Annotated in this window: 30 protein-coding genes; 17 read left to right on the top strand and 13 right to left on the bottom strand. The window is 68.8% G+C overall.

Annotated features, from left to right (window positions below):
- Nucleotides 1-90 precede the first annotated feature (90 nt).
- From QRN21_RS02775 to QRN21_RS02745, 7 genes are all read left to right on the top strand, one after another.
- Entirely contained in the window at nt 91-801 is a 711-nt protein-coding gene (locus tag QRN21_RS02775) for an AzlC family ABC transporter permease (protein ID WP_187249388.1), read from the top strand.
- Nucleotides 798-1112: an AzlD domain-containing protein gene (locus QRN21_RS02770; protein ID WP_053095573.1), complete on the top strand. Its 315-nt coding sequence runs from the start codon at nt 798-800 to the stop codon at nt 1110-1112. The genes QRN21_RS02775 and QRN21_RS02770 overlap by 4 nt, the downstream gene beginning before the upstream one ends.
- Nucleotides 1113-1147: 35 nt before the next feature.
- Nucleotides 1148-1624: a histidinol dehydrogenase gene (locus QRN21_RS02765; protein WP_230100669.1), complete on the top strand. Its 477-nt coding sequence runs from the start codon at nt 1148-1150 to the stop codon at nt 1622-1624.
- Nucleotides 1625-1633: 9 nt separating this feature from the next.
- Complete coding sequence (fdxA, locus tag QRN21_RS02760) at nt 1634-1954, top strand: ferredoxin (RefSeq protein ID WP_042542002.1); 321 nt, start codon at nt 1634-1636, stop codon at nt 1952-1954.
- A 3-nt stretch (nt 1955-1957) separates the two neighbouring features.
- On the top strand, nt 1958-3070 hold the full coding sequence (gene dapC / locus QRN21_RS02755; protein ID WP_285363076.1) for a succinyldiaminopimelate transaminase: 1113 nt from the start codon (nt 1958-1960) through the stop codon (nt 3068-3070).
- Nucleotides 3071-3214: 144 nt separating this feature from the next.
- On the top strand, nt 3215-4534 hold the full coding sequence (locus QRN21_RS02750; RefSeq protein ID WP_187249390.1) for a citrate synthase: 1320 nt from the start codon (nt 3215-3217) through the stop codon (nt 4532-4534).
- Nucleotides 4535-4545: 11 nt separating this feature from the next.
- Complete coding sequence (locus QRN21_RS02745; protein WP_053095575.1) at nt 4546-5016, top strand: SRPBCC family protein; 471 nt, start codon at nt 4546-4548, stop codon at nt 5014-5016.
- Between the two features lie 75 nt (nt 5017-5091).
- Here the strand turns inward: QRN21_RS02745 and QRN21_RS02740 are convergent, their stop codons facing one another.
- Both QRN21_RS02740 and dapD read right to left on the bottom strand, forming a co-directional pair.
- Nucleotides 5092-6492 (bottom strand): DEAD/DEAH box helicase, encoded by a 1401-nt coding sequence (locus QRN21_RS02740; RefSeq protein WP_053095576.1) that lies wholly within the window; start codon nt 6490-6492, stop codon nt 5092-5094.
- A 227-nt stretch (nt 6493-6719) separates the two neighbouring features.
- The gene (dapD, locus tag QRN21_RS02735; protein WP_056278079.1) at nt 6720-7673 is read right to left on the bottom strand and encodes a 2,3,4,5-tetrahydropyridine-2,6-dicarboxylate N-succinyltransferase; all 954 of its coding nucleotides are present in this window, start codon (nt 7671-7673) and stop codon (nt 6720-6722) included.
- Between the two features lie 65 nt (nt 7674-7738).
- On the opposite strand from dapD, the gene dapE reads away from it, so the two are divergent.
- The 3 genes from dapE (at nt 7739) to QRN21_RS02720 (ending at nt 10281) form a co-directional block, all read left to right on the top strand.
- Complete coding sequence (gene dapE / locus QRN21_RS02730) at nt 7739-8812, top strand: succinyl-diaminopimelate desuccinylase (RefSeq protein WP_056278082.1); 1074 nt, start codon at nt 7739-7741, stop codon at nt 8810-8812.
- Nucleotides 8794-10011, top strand: a complete 1218-nt coding sequence (locus QRN21_RS02725; RefSeq protein ID WP_285363075.1) for a hypothetical protein — start codon at nt 8794-8796, stop codon at nt 10009-10011. Before dapE ends, QRN21_RS02725 begins: the two co-directional genes overlap by 19 nt.
- A 96-nt stretch (nt 10012-10107) precedes the next feature.
- On the top strand, nt 10108-10281 hold the full coding sequence (locus tag QRN21_RS02720) for a DUF3117 domain-containing protein (RefSeq protein ID WP_067122349.1): 174 nt from the start codon (nt 10108-10110) through the stop codon (nt 10279-10281).
- Nucleotides 10282-10372: 91 nt separating this feature from the next.
- On the opposite strand, the gene QRN21_RS02715 is transcribed toward QRN21_RS02720, so the two are convergent.
- Nucleotides 10373-11008 carry an O-methyltransferase gene (locus tag QRN21_RS02715; RefSeq protein WP_053095580.1) on the bottom strand — a complete coding sequence of 212 codons (636 nt, stop codon included), beginning with the start codon at nt 11006-11008 and terminating at the stop codon, nt 10373-10375.
- A gap of 89 nt (nt 11009-11097) precedes the next feature.
- Between QRN21_RS02715 and QRN21_RS02710 the strand changes: the two genes are divergently transcribed.
- A complete protein-coding gene (locus QRN21_RS02710; RefSeq protein WP_053095581.1) occupies nt 11098-11484 on the top strand; it encodes a twin-arginine translocase TatA/TatE family subunit in 387 nt (128 codons plus the stop codon).
- Between the two features lie 37 nt (nt 11485-11521).
- Here the strand turns inward: QRN21_RS02710 and QRN21_RS02705 are convergent, their stop codons facing one another.
- From QRN21_RS02705 to QRN21_RS02690, 4 genes are read right to left on the bottom strand one after another with little or no spacing between them, the layout of a single operon-like run.
- A complete protein-coding gene (locus tag QRN21_RS02705; RefSeq protein WP_082297768.1) occupies nt 11522-11995 on the bottom strand; it encodes a hypothetical protein in 474 nt (157 codons plus the stop codon).
- Nucleotides 11996-12003: 8 nt separating this feature from the next.
- On the bottom strand, nt 12004-13122 hold the full coding sequence (locus QRN21_RS02700) for an Mrp/NBP35 family ATP-binding protein (RefSeq protein ID WP_285363074.1): 1119 nt from the start codon (nt 13120-13122) through the stop codon (nt 12004-12006).
- Nucleotides 13119-13664: a DUF1003 domain-containing protein gene (locus QRN21_RS02695; RefSeq protein ID WP_053095584.1), complete on the bottom strand. Its 546-nt coding sequence runs from the start codon at nt 13662-13664 to the stop codon at nt 13119-13121. The genes QRN21_RS02700 and QRN21_RS02695 overlap by 4 nt, the downstream gene beginning before the upstream one ends.
- On the bottom strand, nt 13664-14929 hold the full coding sequence (locus tag QRN21_RS02690; protein WP_053095585.1) for a magnesium transporter MgtE N-terminal domain-containing protein: 1266 nt from the start codon (nt 14927-14929) through the stop codon (nt 13664-13666). Before QRN21_RS02690 ends, QRN21_RS02695 begins: the two co-directional genes overlap by 1 nt.
- Nucleotides 14930-15030: 101 nt before the next feature.
- Between QRN21_RS02690 and QRN21_RS02685 the strand changes: the two genes are divergently transcribed.
- Genes QRN21_RS02685 through QRN21_RS02670 form a run of 4 tightly spaced genes read left to right on the top strand, consistent with a single transcriptional unit; the run spans nt 15031 to nt 17995 of the window.
- Nucleotides 15031-15798: a YflT domain-containing protein gene (locus QRN21_RS02685; RefSeq protein ID WP_230100666.1), complete on the top strand. Its 768-nt coding sequence runs from the start codon at nt 15031-15033 to the stop codon at nt 15796-15798.
- Entirely contained in the window at nt 15798-16577 is a 780-nt protein-coding gene (locus QRN21_RS02680; protein ID WP_285363073.1) for a DUF4870 domain-containing protein, read from the top strand. Before QRN21_RS02685 ends, QRN21_RS02680 begins: the two co-directional genes overlap by 1 nt.
- Complete coding sequence (locus QRN21_RS02675; protein WP_285363072.1) at nt 16577-17227, top strand: alpha/beta hydrolase family protein; 651 nt, start codon at nt 16577-16579, stop codon at nt 17225-17227. Before QRN21_RS02680 ends, QRN21_RS02675 begins: the two co-directional genes overlap by 1 nt.
- A gap of 12 nt (nt 17228-17239) precedes the next feature.
- Entirely contained in the window at nt 17240-17995 is a 756-nt protein-coding gene (locus QRN21_RS02670; protein WP_230100663.1) for a metallophosphoesterase family protein, read from the top strand.
- A gap of 4 nt (nt 17996-17999) precedes the next feature.
- On the opposite strand, the gene QRN21_RS02665 is transcribed toward QRN21_RS02670, so the two are convergent.
- From QRN21_RS02665 to QRN21_RS02655, 3 genes are read right to left on the bottom strand one after another with little or no spacing between them, the layout of a single operon-like run.
- Nucleotides 18000-18890, bottom strand: a complete 891-nt coding sequence (locus QRN21_RS02665) for a phosphotransferase (protein ID WP_285363071.1) — start codon at nt 18888-18890, stop codon at nt 18000-18002.
- 8 nt (nt 18891-18898) lie between these two features.
- Nucleotides 18899-20320 (bottom strand): aminopeptidase P family protein, encoded by a 1422-nt coding sequence (locus QRN21_RS02660; RefSeq protein ID WP_230100661.1) that lies wholly within the window; start codon nt 20318-20320, stop codon nt 18899-18901.
- A 37-nt stretch (nt 20321-20357) separates the two neighbouring features.
- Complete coding sequence (locus QRN21_RS02655; protein ID WP_285363070.1) at nt 20358-21377, bottom strand: endonuclease/exonuclease/phosphatase family protein; 1020 nt, start codon at nt 21375-21377, stop codon at nt 20358-20360.
- 88 nt (nt 21378-21465) lie between these two features.
- Between QRN21_RS02655 and QRN21_RS02650 the strand changes: the two genes are divergently transcribed.
- Nucleotides 21466-22341, top strand: coding sequence for a PHP domain-containing protein (locus QRN21_RS02650; protein ID WP_187249398.1), 876 nt, complete (start codon nt 21466-21468; stop codon nt 22339-22341).
- Between the two features lie 73 nt (nt 22342-22414).
- On the opposite strand, the gene QRN21_RS02645 is transcribed toward QRN21_RS02650, so the two are convergent.
- Entirely contained in the window at nt 22415-23938 is a 1524-nt protein-coding gene (locus tag QRN21_RS02645) for a DEAD/DEAH box helicase (RefSeq protein ID WP_053095593.1), read from the bottom strand.
- 167 nt (nt 23939-24105) lie between these two features.
- On the opposite strand from QRN21_RS02645, the gene QRN21_RS02640 reads away from it, so the two are divergent.
- A complete protein-coding gene (locus QRN21_RS02640) occupies nt 24106-24819 on the top strand; it encodes a ferritin-like fold-containing protein (protein ID WP_053095594.1) in 714 nt (237 codons plus the stop codon).
- Nucleotides 24820-24841: 22 nt separating this feature from the next.
- Here QRN21_RS02640 and QRN21_RS02635 read toward each other — a convergent pair whose 3' ends face one another.
- Together QRN21_RS02635 and QRN21_RS02630 are read right to left on the bottom strand one after the other, a co-directional pair.
- Complete coding sequence (locus tag QRN21_RS02635; RefSeq protein WP_056278108.1) at nt 24842-25129, bottom strand: hypothetical protein; 288 nt, start codon at nt 25127-25129, stop codon at nt 24842-24844.
- Between the two features lie 7 nt (nt 25130-25136).
- Entirely contained in the window at nt 25137-25361 is a 225-nt protein-coding gene (locus tag QRN21_RS02630) for a DUF3107 domain-containing protein (protein ID WP_053095596.1), read from the bottom strand.
- Nucleotides 25362-25406: the final 45 nt, after the last annotated feature.

The following is a 25406-nucleotide window of genomic DNA, read 5'->3' as shown; positions in this document are numbered from 1 at the left end:
TTCATCATGTCAAACGATCGTTCGCTTGACTATCCCGGACACCGCGTTCAGAATGATGGTCATATGTTCACCACAGCGAACGATCGTGCGATGAGCGCCGACCGCGAGGTCTGGCGTGAAGCGCTGGGAGTCGTGCTCGCCACCAGCGCCTATGGCATCTCGTTCGGCGCGCTGGCCGTGGCATCCGGACTCGACGTCTGGCAGGCGTGCGTGCTGAGCCTGCTGATGTTCACGGGCGGGTCGCAGTTCGCCTTCGTCGGAGTCTTCGCCGCCGGAGGAGTGTCCGCACTGCCGTCGGCGATCGCGTCGGCCGCGCTGCTGGGAGTGCGCAATGTCGCATACGGCATGCGGATGTCACCCGTCGTCGGCACGACCACCGGACGGCGGATAGCGGCGGCGCACTTCACGATCGACGAGTCGACCGCCGTGGCCATCTCGCAGACTGATCCGCGGCTGAGGCAGGTCGGCTTCTGGGTCACCGGGATCGGCATCTTCATCGGCTGGAACATCACGACCCTGATCGGGGCACTCGTCGGCGACGTGCTCGGTGACCCCAAGACCTGGGGGCTGGATGCTGCGGCGGCCGCGGCGTTCCTGGCTCTGCTCTGGCCGCGCCTGAAGGAACGTCAGGCCATAGCGGTCGGGGTGGCTGCGGCGGTGGTGGCGGCCGCCCTCACGCCGTTCATCATGCCCGGGCTGCCCGTGCTCGTGGCAGCCGTCGTCGCGATCATCGTGGGTTGGTTCAACTGGCTCGGTCGAGTCGATGCCTCCGCACCTGACGGTGGGGAGGCCGCCGCGTGAGCATCTGGAGTGCGATCCTTCTCGCTGCGGTGATCTGCCTCGCTCTGAAGGCCGCCGGGTACCTCGTGCCGCCCTCGGTGCTCGAGGCACCGCGACCGGCGCGCATCTCCGATCTGCTCACCGTGGCCCTGCTCGCCGCGCTCGTGGCCGTGCAGACCCTCGGAGCCGGGCAGGCCGTCGTCGTCGATGCACGGGTTCCCGCTCTGCTCGTCGCGGCCGGGCTTCTCTGGCTGCGTCAGTCGTTCCTTGTCGTGGTGGTCGCGGCCGCCCTCGTCGCGGCTCTCCTGCGCCTGTTCGGGCTCGCTGTCTGAGCGCCCCTTCGCGGCGGCGCGCGTAGGATCGACTCGTGCGTATCGGATGGATCTCCCGGGTGCTCTCCTGGATCGCCGCGGCTCTCGTCGGCGGCGTGTTCGGCGTCGCAGGGACGATCGGTCACAGCCTCATGTGGGGTCCCGTGCCCGTCGGACTCATCGTCGGAGCGATCGCGTGCGGCGCGATCCTCGTCGCGATCCGCGCGCTCACCCACGACCGAGGCGCGACTCTCGCCGCGGGGCTCGGCATGCTCGGCATGCTGGTGCTCATCTCCGGCGTCGGGCCCGGGGGATCGGTGGTGGTCGAAGACACGCTCAGCGGTCGCATCTGGACCTATCTCGTCGCGGGGCTCGTGCTCCTCGCTGTCGCATGGCCCTCGTTCTCGCGGCTTCCGACTCGCACCGAGGCGCAGGCGTCGACGGCCGCGGCATCCGGCACGGCGCCCGGCGCAGACGAGGCGACCGCCCCTCGTGCCCCCGTCCTGGGCGATCGGACCGGCGGCGAGTCGTAGACTGGAGGGGTGACGTATGTGATCGCCCTCCCGTGCGTCGATGTCAAGGATCGCGCCTGCATCGACGAGTGCCCTGTTGACTGTATCTATGAGGGCGAACGCTCGCTGTACATCCACCCCGACGAATGCGTCGACTGCGGCGCGTGCGAACCCGTCTGCCCCGTCGAGGCGATCTACTACGAAGACGACCTGCCCGACGAGTGGCAGGACTACTACAAGGCCAACGTCGAGTTCTTCGACGAGGTGGGCTCCCCGGGCGGTGCGGCCAAGGTCGGCGTCATCGCACACGATCACCCGATCATCGCCGCTCTCCCGCCGCAGGGCGAGTAGTCCGTGAGTGTTCGCGATCTCGCCGACTACCCGTGGGATGCGGTCGTTCCCTACCGCGAACGCGCCGCGCGTCATCCGGACGGAATCGTCGACCTGTCGGTCGGTTCGCCCGTCGACCCGACGCCCGAGCTGATCCGCCGGGCGCTGTCGGAGGCGACCGATGCGCACGCCTACCCTCAGACCGTCGGCACTCCCGCCCTTCGTGAGGCGATCGTCGAGTGGTACGCGCGGCGCAGGGGAGTGAGCGACCTGACCGTCGACAACGTCCTGCCCACCATCGGCTCGAAGGAGCTGGTGGCTCTGCTGCCGACCCTTCTGGGCCTGGGGGAGGGCGACATCGTGGTGCATCCCCGAATCGCCTACCCGACCTATGAGGTGGGTGCTCGCGTCGTGGGAGCGACCCCGCTGCCGTCCGACGATCCGACGGAGTGGCCCGACGGCACCAAGCTCATCTGGATCAACACGCCCGGGAATCCGGACGGCCGTACCTGGAGCGTGGAGGAACTGGCTGCTGCGGTCGAGCGGGCTCGAGAGCTGGGAGCCGTGCTCGCGAGCGACGAGTGCTACGCCGAGCTCGGCTGGGACGGCCGCTGGGCGACTGAGCCGATTCCGTCGATCCTCGATCCTCGCGTGACCGGTGGCAGCAGGGCGAATCTGCTCAGCGTCTACTCGCTCAGCAAGCAGTCGAATCTCGCCGGCTATCGTGCGGCATTCGTCGCAGGGTGTGCGCGCATCGTCGGCGAACTGCTCACCGCGCGCAAGCACCTGGGCCTGATGCCGCCAGAGCCGGTGCAGCACGCCATGGCAGTGGCGCTGGGCGATGACGAGCACGTCGCCGCTCAGAAGGCGCTCTACCGAGCGCGACGCGACATGCTGCGGCCTGCGCTCGAGGCGGCGGGGTTCCGGATCGACGGCTCGGAGGCCGGGCTCTACCTGTGGGCGACGGAGGGGCAGGACGCCTGGGCGAGCATCGAGCGGCTCGCCGATCTCGGCATCCTGGCGGGTCCCGGTCCGTTCTACGGTGAGTTCTCGACCCAGCACGTGCGACTGGCTCTGACGGCTCCCTCCGACAGGATCGCTGAGGGCGCGCGGCGTCTGCACGCACAGGCCGTGTAGGTTCTGGCCTCAGATCAGTGGTTCTTTTGTCGGTTGTCACAGTAGGCCTGTGTGCCTACTAGGCTGTAAAGGCGATTCGGTCGTGTATCGACGATCTCGAACTGACCTGGTGCACAGCGCCGTGACATCGCCACATCCGACTTGATGAAGATCCATGAGGAGGCCCGCGTGAGCGCAGCGGCAGAGCAGCAGGCGACGGCGAAGCTGACGATCGGCGATACGACCGCTGAATTCCCACTCGTGCGCGGCACGGCCGGCAACGACAGCATCGACTTCTCGACGCTGACGCGGCAGACGGGCTACACGGGACTCGACTACGGGTTCGTCAACACGGCGTCGACGAAGTCCGCGATCACGTTCATCGACGGAGACAAGGGCATCCTGCGCTACCGCGGGTATCCGATCGAGCAGCTTGCCGGTTCGACGAGCTACCTCGAGGTCGCCTGGCTCCTCATCTACGGCGAGCTTCCCTCCGCCGCCGAGCTCGCCGAGTTCGACGAGAAGATCCGTCGGCACACACTGCTGCATGAAGACCTCAAGCGCTTCTTCTCGGCGCTTCCGCACACCGCGCACCCCATGTCGGTGCTGTCGTCTGCCGTCGCAGCCCTCTCGACCTACTACGAGGGTCAGACCGACCCGCACAACCCCGAGCACGTCGAGCTGAACATGATCCGGATGCTGGCCAAGCTGCCGGTCATCGCGGCGTATGCACACAAGAAGAGCATCGGCCAGGCGTTCCTGTACCCCGACAACTCCCTCGGCTTCGTCGAGAACTTCCTGAAGCTCAACTTCGGCGTGCATTCCGAGGAGTATCAGGTCAACCCCGTGATGTCGAAGGCCCTCGAGCTGCTGCTGATCCTGCACGAGGACCACGAGCAGAACGCGTCGACCTCGACTGTGCGTCTCGTCGGCTCGACGGGCGCGAACCAGTTCGCCTCGATCTCCGCCGGCATCCAGGCTCTCTCCGGCCCGCTGCACGGCGGTGCGAACGAAGCCGTGCTCACCATGCTCGGGCAGATCCGCGATTCCGGTCAGAGCGTCTCGCGCTTCGTCGAGCGGGTGAAGAACAAGGAAGAGGGCGTGAAGCTGATGGGCTTCGGGCACCGGGTCTACAAGAACTACGACCCGCGCGCCAAGCTCGTCAAGGAGGCGGCGGGCGAGGTGCTCGCCGAGCTCGGCGTCACGGATCCGCTGCTCGACCTCGCTCAGGAGCTCGAGGAGCTGGCTCTCGCCGACGATTACTTCAAGGAGCGTCGCCTCTACCCGAACGTCGACTTCTACACCGGCGTGATCTACAAGGCGATGGGCTTCCCGACGCGCATGTTCACCGTGCTGTTCGCGATCGGCCGTCTGCCCGGTTGGCTCGCACAGTGGCGCGAGCTGCAGCTCGACCCGCAGACCAAGATCGGTCGCCCGCAGCAGCTCTACACAGGATCTCCCGAGCGCACCTTCCAGACCCGCTGAATCGACTCGCGATGCCTGTCGTGAGCGCGGAGGCCGTCGTGCCGGTGGATCCGGCGACGGCCTTCGCCGTCTCACAGACGACGGGTGCGATCCGACGCCGGTGGGATCCGTTCATCAGTGAGCAGCACTTCCTCGATGGCGCCGATGTCGCGGCCAAGGATGTGCGGACATTCACCAGGCAGCGCTTCGGCTTGTCGATGGTGAGCCGGTATGTGTCCTACGCCCCGCCGAGGAACGTCGGGATGGTCATGGAGACCGGGCCGTGGTTCTTCACGAAGCTCGGCGGAGGCTGGCGGTTCACCGAGGTGCCTGAGGGCACGCTCGCCGTCTGGAAGTACAACTTCTCGTGTCAGCCGACCTGGCTCGCGCCGATCGCCGAGTGGATCGGCGCGCGGGTGCTCGGGTTCGAGATCCGTCGGCGCATCGCCGGTTTCGCCCGAGGGTGCTCAGACCCGCAGGTGCTGGCCGCCGTTCGCGGCTGATCACGCGCAGGCGGGACGAAGAAGGCGGGTGCTCCGACGCTGAGCGTCGGCGCACCCGCCTGTATGTCTCTCGGGTCAGCGGCCCTGCGAACCGCGACCACGGCCGCCCTGGCCGCCGGAGCGGGATCCGCCCTGGCCACCCTGACGGCTGCCGGCCGTGGCGCCCTGGCCGCCCTGGCCCGAGCGCGGACGACGGCTGCGGCGCGACGGCGGGTTGGCCGCTGAATTGCGCTCGCCACCGGCGGGGCGCTGCTTCGACGACTGACGCTGCTGCTGCTGGGGCTGAACCGGAGCCGGACGCACGTGCGGTGCACGCTCGGGGACGAGCTCGGTGACGGCGTTCGACGTGACGGGCTCGAGCGCGGCGGTGATCGACGCCTTGCGCAGGAGGTCCTTCACATCACGACGCTGCTCGGGGAGGACCACAGTGACGACGGTTCCCGCGGCTCCCGCACGGGCGGTGCGGCCGGAGCGGTGCAGGTATGCCTTGTGCTCCATGGGCGGGTCGACGTGGACGACGAGGTCGACGTTGTCGACGTGCACGCCACGGGCGGCGACGTCGGTCGCGACGAGGACGCGCACGCCTCCGTCGGCGGGATCTGACGAGAAGGCGCCGAGGTTGCGCTCACGCGCGTTCTGCGAGAGGTTTCCGTGCAGATCGACAGCGGGGATGCCCGCCGCGGTCAGCTGCTTCGCGAGCTTCTTCGCCTGGTGCTTCGTGCGGGTGAAGAGGATGCGGCGACCGGTGCCCGAGGCGAGCTCGCGCACGAGAGTGGTCTTGTTGTCGGTGGAATCGACGACGAGCACGCGGTGCGTCATCTCGCCGACGGGCACGCTCTCCTCGTCCACCTCGTGGCTCACGGCGTTCGAGAGGAACCGGCGGGCGAGGGTGTCGATGCCGCGGTCCAGCGTGGCGCTGAACAGCAGGCGCTGTCCGCCGGCGGGCGTGGCGGTGAGGATGCGGGTGACACCCGGCAGGAAGCCGAGGTCGGCCATGTGATCGGCCTCGTCGAGCACAGTCACCTCGACGGAGTCGAGCTGCACGACCCGCTGCTTCATCAGGTCTTCGAGGCGGCCGGGGCACGCGACGACGATGTCGACGCCGTTGCGCATGGCCTGTTCCTGGGGACGCTGGCTGACGCCGCCGAACACGGTGGTGACGCGCAGGCCTTTCGCCTCGGCGAGGGGCGCGATGGTCGCGGCGATCTGGGTCGCGAGCTCACGGGTCGGAGCGAGGACGAGTCCTCGGGGGTGCCCGGGGCGGCTCTTGCGCGACGAGGCGGCGAGGCGGGCGACGAGGGGGAGCGCGAAGGCGATCGTCTTGCCGCTGCCGGTGCGGCCGCGGCCGAGGAGGTCACGTCCGCCGAGCGAGTCGGGAAGCGTGTCGCGCTGAATCGCGAACGCCTCGGTCTTGCCGTCCTTCGCGAGGACGGCGGCGAGGTCGGCGGGCACGCCGAGATCGAGGAAGGAAGTCATGAAGTATCTCCGAGAAATGCACGCACGAGCCGAGGGGCCGGGTGCGGAAGGTGGGCGACGGCGCGGGATCGCGCATCGTTTCGCCGTTCGAAATGGCCAGAACCAGGCAAGTGGCGCGGGAGCGTGTCGACGACGCAGACGTCTCGCAGTGCGAGTGGCGTCACCGCGACACTATCACGGCAGTCCCGGAGAAGGCTGAGACGGCCCGCTCTCAGCGAGTCGTGCGATCAGGCGTGGAGTGCGTCGTTGAGGGTCACACCGACGCCGGCGCGCTGCACGGCTTCGACCGCGCCGCTCAGCGAGTTGCGGCGGAACAGCAGTCCGTCGCGTCCGGACAGCTCGGAACCCTTGGCGGTCTTCCTGCCGCCGTCAGGCGTCGCCGGGCCGTCGACCAGCACGACCTTCGTGCCGGCCGTCACGTACAGTCCGGCCTCGACGACGCAGTCATCGCCGAGCGAGATGCCGATGCCCGCGTTGGCTCCCAGCAGCGTGCGTGCCCCGATGGAGACGCGGTGTGCGCCGCCGCCCGAGAGCGTGCCCATGATCGACGAGCCGCCGCCGATGTCGCTGCCGTCGCCCACCACGACGCCCTGGGAGATACGTCCTTCGACCATCGACGCACCGAGGGTGCCTGCGTTGAAGTTCACGAAGCCCTCGTGCATGACGGTCGTGCCGGGGGAGAGGTGCGCGCCCAGGCGGACGCGCGACGCATCTGCGATGCGCACACCGGCAGGCTGCACGTAGTCGGTGAGCCGGGGGAACTTGTCGAGCCCCTGAACCTGGATCCCTGAGCGCTGGAGCACGGGTCGAAGCCGCGCGGCATCCACGGGGTGCATGGGGCCGGCATTCGTCCACGCCACGTTCGGCAGATGCGCGAAGATGCCGTCGAGGTTGAGTTCGTTCGGTCGCACCAGGAGGTGCGACAGTGTGTGCAGCCGCAGATAGGCGTCAGCGGTCGAGGCCGGCGCCGCATCGAGATCGATCTGCAGCTGTACCGTCTGCACCGAGACGTTGCGACGTTCGTCCGGACCGGTGAACTCCTCGAGCGCCGCGAGCGCGGTGCCCGCGTCGTCGGCACCGGGCTCGACGGCCGTAACCTCGGGGAACCAGGCATCCAGTACGGTGCCGTCACCGGCGATCGTCGACAGTCCAGTACCCCACACGGTGCGCGCCTCAGTCATACCTCCACGGTATCGCGACAGGCGACGAGGGATGGTCCAGATGTCGGGGTAAGTAGGCTGGGGGCATGATGCTCGATCTGACCGCGTCCTCCGTCGACCTGACCCGTGCGATCTGCGACATCCCGAGCGTGTCGGGTGACGAGAAGGCGCTTGCGGATGCCATCGAGCAGGCGATCTCCGCGTACCCCCATCTCGAGGTGATCCGCCACGGCAACACGATCGTCGCGCGCACCGATCTCGGGCGAGCGCAGCGGGTCGCGATCGCCGGACACATCGACACCGTGCCGATCAACGGCAACGTGCCGACGAAGGACGTCGAGATCGACGGCGTCGAGTACATCTGGGGCCGGGGAACCGTCGACATGAAGAGCGGCACCGCTGTGCAGCTGAAGCTCGCCGCCGAGCTCACCGAGCCCTCGGTCGACATCACCTGGATGTGGTACGACAACGAAGAGGTGGAGGCCTCGAAGAACGGGCTGGCGCTCCTCGCCGCGGTGCGGCCGGATCTCTTCCAGGCCGACTTCGCGATCCTCGGCGAGCCGTCCAACGGCGAGGTCGAGGGTGGCTGCAACGGCACGATGCGCGCGATCGTGCGCACCACCGGCGTGCGTGCGCACGCGGCACGTGCGTGGATCGGTGAGAACGCCATCCATCGGGCAGCCCCGATCCTCGCGCGCCTGGCCGAGTACCGTGCACGAGAGATCGCGGTCGACGGACTCCTGTATCGGGAGAGCATGAGCGCCGTGCGCATCACAGGCGGGGTCGCAGGCAACGTGATCCCCGATGCCTGCGAGGTCGAGGTGAACTACCGGTTCGCTCCGAGCAAGTCGGCAGCAGATGCAGAAGCGCACATCCGCAACCTCCTCGCCGGCTTCGACGTGGAGATCACGGACGCCGCAGAAGGCGCGCGGCCGGGCCTCGACGCGCCGATCGCCCAAGACTTCGTGGCCGCCGTCGGCGCCGAGCCTCGCCCGAAGTACGGCTGGACCGATGTCGCTCGGTTCTCCGCCCTCGGCATCCCCGCCGTGAACTACGGACCGGGAGACCCGCACCTCGCGCACCATGACGAGGAGCGCGTGCCGCTCGCGCAGATCGACGCCGTCGAGCGAGGACTGCGCGCATGGCTCAGCTCGCGCTGACCGCGACCCGCCGGTGGGCCGCAGCGCCACTGGCGCTGCGCGTGGCCCTGATCTACCTCGCCGCTCGCGCGGTGACGACCGCGATGATGATCGCGGCGGCGACGCAGTCGACATCGCTGTCGAGGTTCGGCGCAGAACCGGGCCTCGCCGATTTCATCGTCGGGTGGGACGCGCAGTGGTACTGGCTCGTCGCCGAAGAGGGATACCCCTCGGATCTGCCGCTCACCGAATCGGGTGACGTCGCTGAGAACGCCTGGGCGTTCATGCCGGTGTTCGCCTTCGCCGCCAAGGCGATCGGCTTCGTGTTCGGGTCGTGGGGGATGGGCGCCTTCCTGCTGTCATTCGTGGCCGGCTACCTCGCCTGTCTCGCGCTGCACCGATTGCTGCGCGATCGGATCGGCGCGCGTGCGGCGATGTGGGCGGTGGTGTTCTTCGCCTCCGGACCGATCGCGGCGATGTTCCAGGTGGGGTACGCCGAGACCCTGTTCCTGCTGCTGCTCTTCCTGGCTCTCGATGCCACGGTGCGACGGAACTACGCATGGCTGTATCTCCTCATCCCCGTGATGGCGTTCACCAGACCGGGGATTCTCGCGTTCGCGCTGTACCTGGGTCTGCACGGCATCCTCCGCTGGTGGCATCGCAGGGATGATCCGCTCGCCCCGCGGGAGATCATGCACATCGTGGCGCTCGGCGCACTCGCCACGGTCGCGGGCTTCTCGTGGCAGGTCATCGCCGGTGTCGTGACCGGCGATCCCGGTGCGTACCTGGCGACCGAGCTCTCTTGGCGTCGCAACTGGCTCGTGGGCGGTGTCGACGGGTTCGTGCCTTTCGAAGGGTGGGTCCAGGCATCCCAGTTCTGGTTCGGTCAGTGGGGACTCCCCGGCTCGTGGGGGCCTGTCGCCGTCGCGCTCCTGATGGTGGCAGCGGGTGCCGCCCTGCTCTACGTTCCGCAGGTGCGTGCGCTGGGTCCCGACCTGCGGCTGTGGAGCGCGAGTTACCTCCTCTACCTGCTCGCGGTGTTCTTCCCTCAGTCGAGCACCTTCCGGCTGCTGCTGCCCGTGAGCCCGATCTGGGGAGCACTCGCGGTGCCGCGCTCGCGCGTCTGGCGGCTCGGGGTCCTGGCCGTCTGCCTGCTGGGGCAGTGGCTGTGGATATTCCACATCTACGCCCTGGGGAACACCTTCTGGCAGGTGCCGTGAATGTTAAGGCTTGATGCATTTCTTCATAGGGGACATCCAGGTTCCGGTAACACCCGATAAACTGATCGCATACCACCGGAGGAAAAGGAGCCCACGATGGCAGCGATGAAGCCGAGGACCGGAGACGGACCCATGGAGGCCGTGAAAGAAGGGCGACTCATCATCGTGCGCGTCCCGCTCGAAGGCGGCGGCCGTTTGGTCGTCTCCGTGAACGACGCAGAGGCGAAGGAGCTTCACGACGTGCTGGCAGCCGTCGTGACGCCCGCCTGATCGAACTCGAATTCGCGCACGCGGATTCACGAAGAGGGCGACGGATCGATGATCCGTCGCCCTCTTCCGTCCGTTCACGACGGTGTTCGGCTCAGCTCTCGCCGACGCTGATCAGCTGCAGCAGCCCCTCGCCGGAGGCAGAGACGGTCGCGAGCACGGCTGATGACTCCTGAGTCTCCTGCACGAGCGAGCGGTAGGCGGAGGTCACCTCGTCGCGCTGCACCGGATCGGCGACACGGCCGCCTCCGAGAATGCGGGGGACGAGAACCATTCCGCCTCGACGCACCAGCCGCAGGCCATGCTCGACGTAGTCGATGACGTTCTCGGGGTCGGCATCGACCAGCACGATGTCGTATGACGCCTCGTTCATGCGGGGCAGCACGTCGGCCGCGCGACCTGTGATGAAACGCGCCTTCGTCGCGGGGACGCGTGCGTCGGAGAAGGCCTGACGGGCGGCGGCGAGGTGCTCGGGCTCGTTGTCGATCGAGGTCAGCACCGCCTGCGGCGCGCCGCGCAGCAGCCAGAGACCCGAGACTCCGGCGCCCGTGCCGATCTCGACGATCGATCTGGCACCGGTCGCGGCGGCCAGCACGGCGATCTGCGAGCCGACGGCCGCGCTGATCGGCGACGCGCCGAGTTCGATGGCGTGCGCACGCGCGCGGGCGATCGGCGACGGCTCCGCGATGGACTCGCGGATGAAACGTGCATTCGCATCGTTCTCGCTCATTGCCTGATTCTCCCGACTGAGATATGTGTTCTCCCAGGGTATGCGCTCGGTGCGCGGCACAACGGCAGGCGCGGCGGTAGCCTGGACAGATGCAGTTCGGGATCACCTTCGAGAAGCTGCTGCTCATCGGTCTGATCGCTGTGCTTCTCATCGGACCGGAGCGGCTGCCCCGCTACGCCGAGAGCGTCGCCAAGCTCGCTCGGCGCGCCGGCGAGTTCCTCCGCGACACCAAATCGCGTGTCCGCGACGAGATGGGTCCCGAGATCGACGACGTCGACTGGCGCAAACTCGATCCACGGCAGTACGACCCCCGGCGCATCATCCGCGACGCGCTCTTCGAAGACGACGCTGCGCCCGGTCCCGCCCGTGCGGAGGCAGTCGTTGCGGAGCCGACGGTGAAACCGGTGCGGACGGCGAGGGTGCGACCGGAGTTCTCGGTCGCGAGTCCTCCGCCGTACGATTCCGAAGCGACATAGCCCGAGTCTCCGCCCGGCGGAGCTCCGCTGCGAAGGCTCAGCCGATGCGCGCGCGCAGCGTGGCGAGGTCGTCGTCCGTCACCAGTGACCGGGGGATGGCGGTGATCGCCGACGCGCCACGCAGCTTGAGCAGTACCGCGTCAGCGCCTGCTCGCACGCTCTGGAAGGTGCTGTAGTCGATGTCGGACGAGCGATGCCCCGCGCCGATGTGCAGGGCAGTGTCGCCCAGTCGCACCCAGACGACGGTGCCTGGCGGGGTCGCCGAATGCACGGCACGCCGTGCTCCGACGATCGTCATCACGACGGCATAGACCATCAGACCGATGCTCGCGACGGGGAGCAGACCCGACAGCCCCGGGTTGCCTCCGGTCGCGCTCAGATTCAGGATGCTCAGCGCGAGCGCTGCAGCGAGGGCGATCCACATCACGATCGCCGCAGGACGAGTGAGCGCGTAGACCGCCGCATCTCGAGCCATTCCCCGAAGCAACCGCTCATCGACGGTGACAGTCATGGTCGGGCCTATCCGACATTCATGGGAAGCGACCGGCCGGCGAGTCCGCGCCCCTGTCCGGCGAGAGTGCGGGCCAGATCACGGATCGCCGTCGCCGCCGCATCGGCGCCGTCGCTCAGGACGACCGGCACACCGTCGTCGCCTCCGGAGCGCAGCGCGGGGCTGAGCGGGATCGACGCCAGCAGTGGGACGGACTGCGTCTCGGACAGCGCCTCTGCGACGGCGGCACCTCCACCCGAGCCGAACAGGTCTATCACGGTGCCGTCCGGCAGGGTGAGCGCGCCCATGTTCTCGACCACGCCGATCACCCGCTGACCGGTCTGACGCGCCACCAGCCCGCTGCGGATCGCCACGTCGGATGCGGCCGCCTGCGGGGTCGTCACGACGAGCACCTCGGCGTGCGGCAACAGCTGCCCGATCGAGATCGCGATGTCGCCGGTGCCGGGGGGCATGTCGATCAGCAGGATGTCGAGGTCGCCGAAGAACACGTCCGTCAGGAACTGCTGCACTGTGCGGTGCAGCATCGGACCGCGCCAGGCCACCACGGCCTCGCCGTCGCGCAGGAACATGCCGATGGAGATCGTCTTCACTCCGTGGGCGACGGGCGGGAGCATGAGGTCATCGATGCGCGTGGGCTGTGTCCCCGCGGGGATGCCGAGGAGCCCGGGGATCGAGAAGCCGTGCACATCGGCGTCGACGAGACCGACTGCGAGACCCTGCGCGGCGAGTGCGACCGCGAGGTTCGCCGTCACCGTGGACTTGCCGACCCCGCCCTTGCCGCTGGAGACGAGGATCACCCGCGTGAGCGAGTCCGGGCCGAAGGGCATCTGGCGCGGCGGCCGGCCGTCGCGCAGCTTCTCGGTGAGCGCCTTGCGCTCGGTGGGCGTCATGACACCGACCTCGACGTCCACCTCGGTGATCCCCGGCACGGAGGCGGCGGCCGCGCGGACGTCCGATTCGATGCGGGCGGCAGCCGGGCAGCCGACGATCGTGAGGACGATCGCGACGTGCGCGCGCGGACCATCGACGTCGATCTCCCTGACCATGTCGAGATCGCCGATGGGGCGTCGCAGCTCGGGATCTGTGACCGCGGCTACGGCCGCCTGCACGGAATCAGCGGTGCTCATGATGATGCGGCGCGGCCGCGGGGGCGTCGCTCGACCGGCTCGTCGTCATGGTCTCCGAGCTCGGCGAGCAGCGACTTGAGCTCCTGCCGCAGCACATCGCGGGTCACGACCTGGTTGTTGCGCTCCTCGAGCGACATCCGCAGCGCGACGATCTCACGGGCGAGGTACTCGGTGTCGGCGAGGTTGCGCTCGGCCCGCTGACGATCCTGTTCGATCTGCACTCGGTCACGGTCGTCCTGGCGGTTCTGCGCGAGAAGGATCAGAGGGGCCGCGTACGACGCCTGCAGCGAGAGCATGAGGGTGAGGGCCGTGAAACCGAGCGCCGCGTCATCGAAGCGCAGGTGGTCGGGCAGCAGTGTGTTCCAGCAGATCCAGAGCACACAGAACAGAGTGAGGATCAGCAGGAACGCGGGGGTGCCCATGGCGCGGGCGACCCACTCGGTGAAACGGCCGAAGCGATCACGCGACGTCGAGCGCTGGCGGGAGGTGCCGCGGCCCAGGGGTGCGTCGAGCCGAGGCGAGCGCGAGCGGGAGCGGGGCATCAGCGCACCTCCTTGGAGACCGTCGGCTCGTCGCTGTCGTGCGTGCGCCAGTCATCGGGCAGCAGGTAGTCGAGGACGTCGTCGATGCTGATCGCGCCGACCAGTCGGTGGGCGGCATCGATCACGGGGAGCGAGACGAGGTCGTAGCTCGCCAGCATCCTGGCGACCTCAGCGGCGGACGCGGTGACCCGCACCGGCTCGAGGCTGTCGTCCATGATGGCCCCGAGACGTTCGTGCGGCGGGTAGCGCAGCATCCGCTGGAAGTGCACCATGCCGAGCAGCCGACCGGTCGGCGTCTCGAACGGCGGCAGGGTCACGAAGACCGCGGCTGCAAGGGCGGGGTGCAGCTCGTGGCGCCGGATGAGGGCGAGCGCCTCGGCCACTGTCGCGTCGGCCGACAGGATGATCGGCTCGGGCGTCATGAGTCCACCGGCCGTGTCGGGGCCGTAACGGAGCAGCATCCTGACGTCCTCGGCCTCTTCGGGCTCCATCAGCTCGAGCAGCTGCTCGAGACGATTCGGCGGAAGCTGCGCGAGGAGGTCCGCGGCGTCGTCCGGTTCCATCTGGTCGAGGATGTCGGCGGCGCGCTCGTCGCCGAGTCGATCGAGGATATGCACCTGCTCGTCTTCGGGCATCTCCTCCAGGGCATCGGCCAGGCGGTCGTCCGAGAGCTCCTCGGCCACCTCGATCATGCGCTGCTGGGGGAGGTCGAGCAGGGTGTTCGCGAGGTCGGCTGCGTGGAGCTCCGAGTACGACGCGACGAGCTGCTCGGCCGACTGGGACTCGCCGGGGGAGTGCTGCTCGGCGACCTCGCTCCAGGCTGCGAACGTGGTCGGTCCCTTCGCGAACGGAGAGGCGCTGGTCTTCGGTCGACGCAGGAAGAGCTGACTGATCGCCCATTCCCCGATGCGGTTCGGCTCGATGGCGACGTCTTCGATCACGGCGGTGCCGCTGCCGTCGACGAGGCTCACCCGACGCCCGAGGAGCTCGGCGAGAACGCGCACCTCGCCGGCGCGCGGTGAGAATCGGCGCACATTGATGAGACCGGTGCTGATCACCTGGCCCGCGCGGATCGACGTCACCCGTCCGATGGAGAGGAAGACCTGTCTGCGCCCGGGGATCTCGACGACGAGGCCGATGACGCGGGGAGCACCCGTACTTCGGTACACGATGACGACATCACGGACTTTGCCGAGCCGGTCGCCCACGGGGTCGAAGACGGCGCAGCCAGCAAGGCGCGCGGCGAATACCCGTTGTGTGCTCACTCGTCCAGCGTAGTCGCCGGTGTCGCAGGGGTGGCCCCCGGCGGCACCGCTGCACGACACACTCCCGGCCCTGTCACCACAAGGCATGGAACAATGGCGGGATGAGCATGCTGAACCGTCCAGCCGACAGCCGCGATGAGGGCGAGATCGTCGCCTCCACACGCGATTACGAAGGCGCCCAGAAGACGGTGTCGAAACTGATCGCCCAGGAGGTGCCTGCCCGGGACATCGCGATCATCGGACAGAGCGTCCGGACGGTCGAGCGCATCACCGGGCGTCTGGGCTATGCGGCAGCCGCCCGATCGGGAGCGATCAACGGCGTGCTCATCGGTCTCTTCCTCTCTGCGATCCTCGTGATCGGCAACCCGGAGGTTCCGATCCAGCTGTTCGTCGGATTCGTCTTCATCGGCGTCGCACTCGGGATGCTTCTGAGCCTCGTCACGTATGCGATCGTGCGGCGACGCCGCGACTTCGCGAGCGTCACGCAGTTCGCGGCCGATCACTACGAGGTCCGCGTCCAGGCCGCTTCGCTCGCGAAGGCCCGTCTCGCCCTGGGTGCGGCCACGCCGGCACCGGCGCGGGCACCGGTGAACCTCGACGAGCCGCCGCGGTACGGCGAGCGCATCACCCCCGGCGCGCACGAACCGGCCGGACAGCCGACGACAACGACACAGCCGACGCCCGAAGAGCCGACGCCCGGAGCCGATCCGACTCCCGGCAGCGAGCCGACACCGCCGCTGGGCGGCGGTGAGACTCCGCCTGCAGAGCCGGCCGTCCCGCCGAGGCCCGCGGATCCGGAGCCGCCGTCTCCCGCGGCGCCCGGGACCGGTGGCGCGGGGGTTCCTCCGAAGTCTGCGGAGCCCGCCTGATGTCAGACGCACCCCGCGATCCGTCGACCCCGTCCGAGCGATCGGCGCAGCCCGCACCGCCGCCCGTGCCTCCCGTTCCGCCCTTCCCTGACGGGCAGCAGCCCGCGGCGCCGGCCCGTCCGCTGAACCCGTACGCCCCGCCGCCGGCGCCCGGCTCAGCCCCGCAGCAGTCGCACGGCTACGCACCGCCCCAGGGCTCCGCGTACGCACCGCCGCAGGGCTCCGGGTACGCACCGCCGCAGGCCCCGGGGTATGCGGCACCCCAGGCCCCGGGGTATGCGCCGCCTCAGGCGCCGGGCTACGCGCCGCAGCAATCGGCACCGGGCTACGCGCCGCCGGCCTACCCCGTACAGGGGTACCCCGTCGGCGCCTACCCTGCGGCCGTCCCCCCGCGGGGTCTGCTTCCGTGGGCACTGGGCCTGCTGATCCTCATCCCGTTCCCGTTCGTCGGCGGACTCGCGTCCGGACTCGCCATGGCCGTGAGCGGCGGGGCGTCCCGTCGATACGGCGGGGTCGCGCGTGAGAACGCTCGCGCTGCGCTGAACTGGGGGCTGACGTACCTTCTGGTCTCCACGGTGCTCCTGGTCACGCACTTCGTGCTGCTCTTCGCGCTGACCTCCGATTCGCCGACCACCGGCTTCTACCCGCTCGGCATCCCCATCACGCTCTATTTCGCGCTCTCGGTGCTGCACGTCGTGCTCGTGATCGTGGGCATGGTGCGTGCGTCGAGCGGCAAGGTCATGCGCGTGCCGTTCGCCATCCCGTACCTGCGGGCCTGATGATCGAGATCCCTGTCGAGCTGCCCTCCGGGGTGACGACGGTCTCTGCCGACTGGGCGCCCGGAGACAACGGCGCGACAGTCCTGATCGCCCACGGCGCCGGTGCGGGCAAGGACCATCCATTCCTCGTGGGATTCTCGGATGCGCTCTCGGACCGGGGATTCTCCACCCTGCGGTTCAACTTCCCCTACGTGGAGCAGGGGCGCAGGATGCCGGGGCCTCCGGCGCACGCGATCGCGACGTGGAACGCGGCGGTGGCCTTCGCGCGCGATCTCGACGCGGAGGCCGCCATCTGGGCCACAGGCAAGTCCTACGGCGGACGCATGGCATCGATGGCCGTGGCCGAGGGACTGGCGGTCGACGGTCTCGTCTACCTCGGCTACCCGCTGCACGCTCCGGGCAGACCGGAGAAGCCGAGAGCTGAGCACCTGCCGGCGGTCGCTGCGCCGCAGCTGTTCATCGAGGGCACGAACGACCCCTTCATCCAACCTCTGACACAGTTCGATGACGTCGTCTCCACGTGTCAGGACGCCCGCGTCGTCTGGATCGAGGGTGGCGGTCACACCTTCGAGGTGAAGGGGCGCAAGCGTGCGGCATCCGACATCGGCGCGTCGCTCGCGCCGATCGTCGCGGAGTTCGTCCGGCCCTGACAGCATGGCAGGGTGAGTCTCGAACGCGTCGCCCTGATCTCCGATGTCCACGGAAACCTGACCGCTCTCGAGGCGGTGCTCGCCGACATCCATCGCAGGGGCATCGCCCGCATCGTCAACCTCGGAGACACGGCGGGCAAGGGGCCACGAGGCGAGGACGCCGTGCGGCGCTGCCGCGACGTGTGCGAGGTGAACGTCCGCGGCAACTGGGACGACTTCCTGCCGACCATCCCCGACGACGGGCCGTCCGAGATGCTGTGGTGGCGAGATGAGCTGTCGGCGCCGAGCAGGGCGTGGCTCCGGTCGCTTCCGCTGAGTGTCGATCTGGTCCTCAGCGGTCATCGGATCCGCCTGTTCCACGCGTCGGCGCAGAGCCCGCACGTCCGCGTGCACTTCGCCCACACGCCCGAGCAGTTCTCCGCGATGTTCGAGGCGACGGAGATGACCGGCGACGGCCCGCTGCCCGATGTGGTGGGCTACGCCGACATCCACGACGCCTACATCGAATCGAACGACGGACGTACGCTGTTCAACGTCGGAAGCGTCGGGAACCCGCTCGACACACCCGTTCCGTCCTACGTGATCCTCGAAGGAGGACAGTCGGCGGACGATCCCTTCGGGATCCAGTTCGTGCGCGTGCCCTACGACGTCGAGGCCGAGATCGCCGTCGCCGAATCGCTCGACATGCCGACCGCCGATGTCTGGGCCGTCGAGCTCCGCACCGCCGTATATCGAGGGCGGCAGGCATCGCAGACGGCGACGCCATGATCGCTCAGAGGTTCGCGAGGTCCGGATCGTCGAGCAGACGCCTCATCGTCGACCGTCCCAGACCGCTCATGGCAGGGTTCGAGGACTCGTAGTACCAGACGAGGCCCATCGCCTGCTGCAGCGCCCAGGCTGCTCCTCGCTGCCACTCGCTGTCGGAGACGCGCAGACGGTCACGCACGACGGACCGCCCCCGAGCGTCGAACAGATGCCACGCGGCGACGAGATCGAGCGCAGGGTCGGCAGGGCCGAAGCCCCCGCCGTCGAGGACACCGACGAGACGATCGTCGGCCACCAGCAGGTTGAACGGCGTGAGGTCCCGGTGGCTCATGACGTCCGCACCCTCGCGGGGCGCGTCGCGCAGCGAGCTCCAGAGTCGATCCACGCGATCAGGATCGACCTGGTGCGCGCTGCGCTCGATGCAGAGCGCGACCCACTCGTCGTGGTCGCGGAGAACACCACCGCGGCCGCGCCCGTCGAAGTTCCGTCCGCGGGTCTCGGTCGACCGCAGCGCAGCGATCAGCCCGGAGACGTCCGAGACGAGCGACTCCGACGATGCGTGGCCGGCGGGGGTCGCGGCGACACCCGCCAACCAGGTCTGGATCGACCAGGCAGACGGATGCTCCTCGGTCGCCGCGGCGAGTCCGACAGGCCGCGTCGCCGGCACGGCGCAGACGTCGGCGAGCTCAGCCATCGCCGCGGCCTCGGCGCCGAGGACATCGCGCGATTCTGCGACGAGCGGGAACCGTGCCGCGAGGTCGTCGCCGATCCGGAAGATCGTGTTCACCGTGCCCGTCGAGCGGACGCGCTCGATCGGCAGGTGGGCGAGCTCGGGGAACGTCTGCGCGATCAGCCGCGCAGCGCGATCGTCCGTGAGTGCGAGCTCGCCCTCGTGCATCCGTGAGGTCAGTGCTGGACTCGTGCGATCCAGGCTTCGACCTCGTCCGCCGTGCGCGGGATGTCCGCCGAGAGGTTCACCGGGCCGTCCTCGGTCATCAGGATGTCGTCCTCGATTCGCACACCGATACCCCGGTACTCCTCGGGAACGGTGAGGTCGTCGATCTGGAAGTAGAGGCCGGGTTCGATCGTGAAGACCATTCCCGGGGCGAGGATGCCGTCGTAGTACATCTCACGCCGGGCCTGAGCGCAGTCATGGACGTCGATGCCGAGGTGGTGCGACGTGCCGTGCACCATGTAGCGGCGGTGCTGCCCGCCGGTGTCGCCGTCCAGCGCCTCCTGTGCGCTCACGGGGAGCATTCCCCATTCGGCGACGCGCGCGGCGATGACGCGCATGGCCGCCTCGTGGACCTCGCGGAAGCGCACCCCGATTCGAGCCGCGGCGAACGCGGCATCAGCGGCCTCGCGCACCGTCTCGTACACCCGGCGCTGCACCTCGGTGAAGGTTCCGGAGACGGGGAGCGTGCGGGTGATGTCCGCGGTGTACAGGCTGTCCGCTTCGACGCCCGCGTCGACGAGGATGAGGTCTCCCGGCACGACCGTGCCATCGTTGCGGGTCCAGTGCAGGTAGCAGGCATGGGGACCCGATGCGGCGATCGTGTCGTACCCCTCGCCGTTGCCGTCTTCGCGCGCGCGGCGGTGGAAGACGCCCTCGACGACGCGCTCGCCGCGAGCATGAGCGATCGCGTCGGGCAGTGAACGGATGACGTCCTCGAATCCCTGCGCGGTGATGTCCACCGCTCGGCGCATCTCGGCGATCTCGTACTCGTCCTTCACGAGCCGCAGCTCCGAGACGAAGCGGGTGAGGTCGTCGTCCTCGTCGAGCACGAGCTCTCCCTCGGCGGCCGAGAACCTCTCGAGGTGGTCGGTCGCGATGTCGAGGTCTGCCGCGACGCCGGCGAGAGACGGGCGAGGGCCGATCCAGAATTCACCGACCGTGGCGTCCGCATAGAACTCCGTGGTGGTGCGATCGGCGCGCTCCCGGAAGTACAGCGTCACATCGTGGCCGGACTCGGCCGGCTCGAACACGAGGATCGAGTCGGGCTCGGCATCCGAAGCCCATCCCGTGAGGTGTGCGAAGGCCGAATGCGCACGGTACGGGTAGTCGGTGTCGTTGCTGCGCTGCTTGAGCGAACCGGCAGGGATGACGAGTCGCTTGCCGGGGAAGGCAGCGGACAGGGCGGCGCGGCGCACGGCGGCGAACGGCGCCTGCGCTCGCGGCGCGGGGATCGACTCGGGGCGCTCCGCCCATCCGGTCGAGATCGTGTCGAGGAATCCGCGGGGGAAGGGCTGCTTCCGATTCGTGGTGGTCGTCTCGGCGGGAGTCTCGGTCGTGGGCTCTGCGATCGTGTCGCGCTCAGCGGTGCTCATCCCTCCAGTCTGTCACCTGAGCGACGGCCACGGCATGTCAGCCTGCGGGTTCGAGCTGCACCACGAGACCGCGGTGGTCGCTTCCCGAGCCGCCGATCACGACGGAACCCGTCGTGGACCAGCTCGGCGACGCCATGACGTGGTCGATCGGGGTGCTCAGCAGCGCCGGCAGCGAGCTCGGCCATGTGCCGCTGAATCCGTTGCCGGAGCGGCTCGCGCCGTCGCGGCAGTACCCCATGTCGCCGCCGTCGACGCCGAGCCCCGCCATGTGGTCGATCGTCGCGTTGAAGTCACCCGCGAGGATGAAGTTCCCCTCGGGGCACTGGTCGGCGATCCAGCGCAGGTCGCTCTGCCACTGCGCCATGTCCTCCATCCGGGGCGCGACGGCGTGCACCGCGACGATCGTCGGACCCTCGCCATCGACCGGCATCAGCACCGCGCTGGGCACCGAGCCGGTGTTGTTGGAGCCGTCCTCGGACGACTCGATCACGGAGTACTCGCCGAGGTCGGGGGAGACGAGGACGGTCGTGTGCCAGGACTTGGGGCCGTCGACGACGTCGGGCTTGAACTGCACATGGTGCACCCACATGGGGTGATCCTGATCGCGCAGCAGCACGGCGATCTGCTCGCCCACCTCTTCGGTGGTCTCGGGCAATGCGACGACGTCAGCGCCACGCTCGAGGATCTCCCGCGCGATCTCCTCGGCGGACACCTCGTCGCCGGCCGTGTTCCAGGTGAGCACCCGGATGCTCGAATCGGTGGCGGCGGGGAGCGTGTCCGCGCCGAACCCGCGCATGAAGCCGATGACTCCCGTCGCACCGGCGCCGAGCAGGGCGACGATCAGCACGGATGCCGCGAAGCCGCGCAACGGCTTCGCGAGCAGGAGCAGCAGCGAAACGGCCGCGACGAGGAGGAATGCCGCCAGGACCACGCCGCGGGCGGCGACGATCTGCGCGAACGGATAGGTCTGCTCGAGATGGAAGAACTGCGGCCAGACGACGACGGCCGTCGCGATCGCGAGCAGCACGGTGACGAGGATCCCCAGTAGTCGAAACATCCTCTTCAGCCTAGAAGTCCTCTCTGTGAAGTCCCTAGAGCGACAGGCGTGCGCGGCCGACGTCCACGGTCGTCGGTACGCTCGGAGCATGGCCACCGCTCGATCCCGCCGTTTCGCCGGTCCGTCCGACCTGCACATGCACTCGAACCACTCGGACGGAACGGAGTCGCCCGGCGATGTCGTGCGCCAGGCACACCGGTTCGGGGTGCGCACGATGGCGCTGACCGATCACGATCGCACGACGGGGTGGGACGAGGCGGCGGCGGCGACGGCCGAGCTCGGGATGACGTTCATCCCCGGCATGGAACTCTCCGCGAAACACGAGTGGCGCAGTGTGCACGTGCTGGGCTACCTCTTCGATCCGCTCGACGAGGCGCTCGGATCCGAGACCGATCGCATCAGAGGCGACCGGATCGGTCGTGCCGAGCGGATCGTCCGCAGCATCGGTCGTGACTACGACCTCGACTGGGACGATGTCCTCGCCCAGACCACTCTCGACGCGACGGTCGGCCGTCCGCACATCGCCGATGCCCTTGTGGCCCGGGGAATCGTGCGCGACCGCACCGAGGCGTTCGACGGGATTCTGCACCCCAGAGAGGGTTACTACGAGCCCCACTACGCGCCCGACCCGCTCACGGCAGTGCGTCTGATCACCGAGGCCGGAGGGGTGGCGATCATCGCGCACCCTGCCACGATCGGCCGCGACCACATGATGCCCGTGCCGTTCATCGAGCAGCTCATCGCCGCAGGCCTGGGCGGTTTCGAGATCGATCATCGGGAGAACACCGCGGCAGGCCGGAAGACGCTGCACGCGATCGCCGCGAAGCACGATCTCATCGTCACCGGCTCGAGCGACTATCACGGCACCGGGAAACCCAATCTGCCGGGCGAGAACACCACATCAGACGAGATGGTGGAGCGACTGATCGAGCGCGCGACCGGCTCCGCGCCCCGCTACGCCTGACGCCGGGACGGCAGAGGGGCGGATGCCGCAGCTGCAGCATCCGCCCCTCTGTGAGTCCCTGAGGTGGAGTCGATCAGGCTCCGACGACCGGAGCCGCTCCCGCGCCGCCCGAACCCCCGCGGCGACGACGGCGACGACGGGCCGGGGCCGGCTTGCCGTCGTGGTGCTCCTTGCCTGCGCCGTCGTGGGTGCCGGCGCCCTCGGCGCCGCGGTCCGCTGACGGCGAGGACTGAGAGTCTCCGGGTGATGCGTCGGCAGCGCCCTCGGCGAACGTCGAGCCCACCGGGGTCGAGCCGCCCCGACGACGCCGACGACGGCGGGTGCCGCCCTCATCCGTGCCCTCGGCCGCGGCATCGGCCGCACGCTCGGGGCGCGGTGCGCGCTCGGTCTTCACCGACTGGGTCTTGGGAGCCGAGACGAGACGGCCCTTGGTGCCTGCGGGGATGTCGAGGTCACTGAACAGGTGCGGGCTCGAGGAGTAGGTCTCGACCGGGTCGGGCTGCCCGAATTCGAGGGCGCGGTTGATCAGCGCCCACTTGTGCAGGTCCTCCCAGTCGACGAAGGTCACGGCGATGCCGGTCTTGCCCGCACGGCCGGTGCGACCGGCGCGGTGCAGGTACGTCTTGTCCTCGTCGGGGATGGTGTGGTTGATGACGTGCGTGACATCGTCGACGTCGATGCCGCGGGCGGCGACATCGGTCGCGACGAGGACGTCGCGCTTGCCGGCCTTGAACGCGGCCATCGACCGCTCGCGCTGGTCCTGTCCCATGTCGCCGTGCACGCCGCCGACGTTGAAGCCGCGGTCGCTGAGCTCGTCGACGAGGCGCTGCGCGGCGCGCTTGGTACGGGTGAAGATCACCGTCTTGCCGCGACCCTCCGCCTGGAGGATGCGGGCGATGATCTCGTCCTTGTCGAGCGAGTGGGCGCGGTACACCAGGTGCTTGATGTTCGCCTGCGTGAGACCCTCGTCGGGGTCGGTCGCGCGGATGTGGATCGGGTTCGTCATGAACCGACGAGCCAGCGCGACGATCGGTCCGGGCATGGTCGCGGAGAACAGCTGGGTGTGACGGACGGCCGGGACCTTCTGGAAGATCTTCTCGATGTCCGCGAGGAATCCGAGGTCGAGCATCTTGTCGGCCTCGTCGAGCACGACCTCGGTCGCGTTGGAGAGGTCGAGCAGACGCTGGCCGGCGAGGTCGATCAGGCGACCGGGCGTGCCGACGACGATCTGGGCGCCCGCCTTGAGCTGGTCGATCTGGCCCTCGTATGCCTTGCCGCCGTAGATCGCGACGACGCTGGTGGAGCGGTTGCTCGTCAACAGGTCGATGTCCTCGTACACCTGCACCGCGAGCTCGCGCGTCGGCACCACGATGAGCGCCTTGACGCCGTGCTCGGGGTCGAGGCCGAGCCGCTGCACCACGGGGATGCCGAAGCCGAACGTCTTGCCTGTTCCGGTCTTGGCCTGGCCGATGATGTCCTGGCCCGGAAGGCCGAGGGGGATGGTCTGCTCCTGGATCGGGAATGCGTCGACGATGCCCTTGGAGGCGAGAGCGTCGATGATGTCCTGATCGATTCCGAGATCAGCGAAGGTTGTCAATGTTCAGATGCCTGTCCGGCGACCTGCGAGGATCGCCATGTTCACGGATCCACGCCGTCTCTTGTGCCACAGGCGCGGGCCCCGCTCCGACGGCGGGGACAGGGACAGCCTACCCGAGGGGGTGGCGACGCCCGGGAATATCGCGTCCCCCGGGTAGTGTGAACCCCGTGGTGAACTGGTTCTGGAAGCGTAGGACGCCCCGGCGCACGATGACGTTGCGCAGTCGGGGCGATCAAGGAGCGGCGACGCGGGTCGACTTCGCCGAACTCGCGCCGGAGCTGCCGCGATTCCTGGGACAGGCGGCGTACCTCCAGCTGGGGTACTTCGAGACGCTCACGCGGCTGATCAGGGCGACTCCGGAGCTCTCCGAGAAGGAGGCGCTCTCCCGGGCAGCCGGTGCTGCGCTCACCAAGCATCGGGCGATCGTCGAACTCATCGCGGAGCGCGGAGACGATCCGACGCAGCTCATGCTCCCGTTCCGGGAGAACCTCGACGCCTTCCGGCGCAAGACCATCGGCGCGCGTCCGCGGGAGACTCTCCTCGCCGTCTACATCACGGCAGGGATGCTCGACGACTTCTACTTCGCACTCGCCTCGAGCTACGGCGACACGGGGGAGAGGGTCGCGGAGATCCTCTCCGAGGACGACGCGCGACACGAGATCGTCGCCATCATCCAGGAGACGATCGACGGCGACGGCGAGTGGCGGTCGCTGCTCTCGATGTGGGCGCGCCGGCTCGTGGGGGACACGATCCTGGTGTGCCGGTCCGCGCTGCGTCAGCCCGAGCTCGCCGCTATGAGCGAGGACCGCGTCGAATTGGTCTACACCGAGCTGATGGGCGCGCACGCACGCCGCATGGATGCGATGGGTCTCGCCTCCTAGCCGACGGACCCGGCCGACGGCATCAGATGCCGAGCGCCGCCTTGGCCGCGGCATCGCTGCGTCGGCGCGACGCGACGATCGCGACGGTGGCGACTGCCGCGATGCCGACGGAGCCCACGACGCTCGCGAGCCATAGCCAGATGCTGTCCTCGCCCACGCCGAGCCACTGCAGGCCGGTGTAGACGACGGCCGCGAGGGCCGTGGCGACAGCGGGGGTGAGAGCGACCCCGCGCAACTCCCGCCCACCGATCATGTAGTGGGCCGCGATGCCGAGCGCGCACGCCCCGACGAGAGCGAGGAGGATGTACATCGTGGGGTCAGGCGAAGAAGCCGACGCGACGAGACTCCTCGGTGCCGAGCTCGATGTACGCGAGGTTCGCGGTCGGAACCAGGTAGGAGTTGCCCTTGACATCGGCGAAGCTCAGGTGAGAAGTGTTCTGCTCGAGAGCCGAGGAGACCTGCGTGCGGACCTCGTCCGCGCTCGATGCGGTCTCGAAGCTGAGCTCGCGGCCGGTGTTGATGATGCCGATGCGGATTTCCACGCGTACTCCTGTTTTCCAGTCGACGATGCTGTGGTCGAGTCGACC

The sequence above is a fragment of the Microbacterium sp. LMC-P-041 genome (assembly GCF_030209555.1).
Classification (GTDB): Bacteria; Actinomycetota; Actinomycetes; order Actinomycetales; family Microbacteriaceae; genus Microbacterium.
This window is presented reverse-complemented; position numbering and strand designations above follow the sequence as displayed.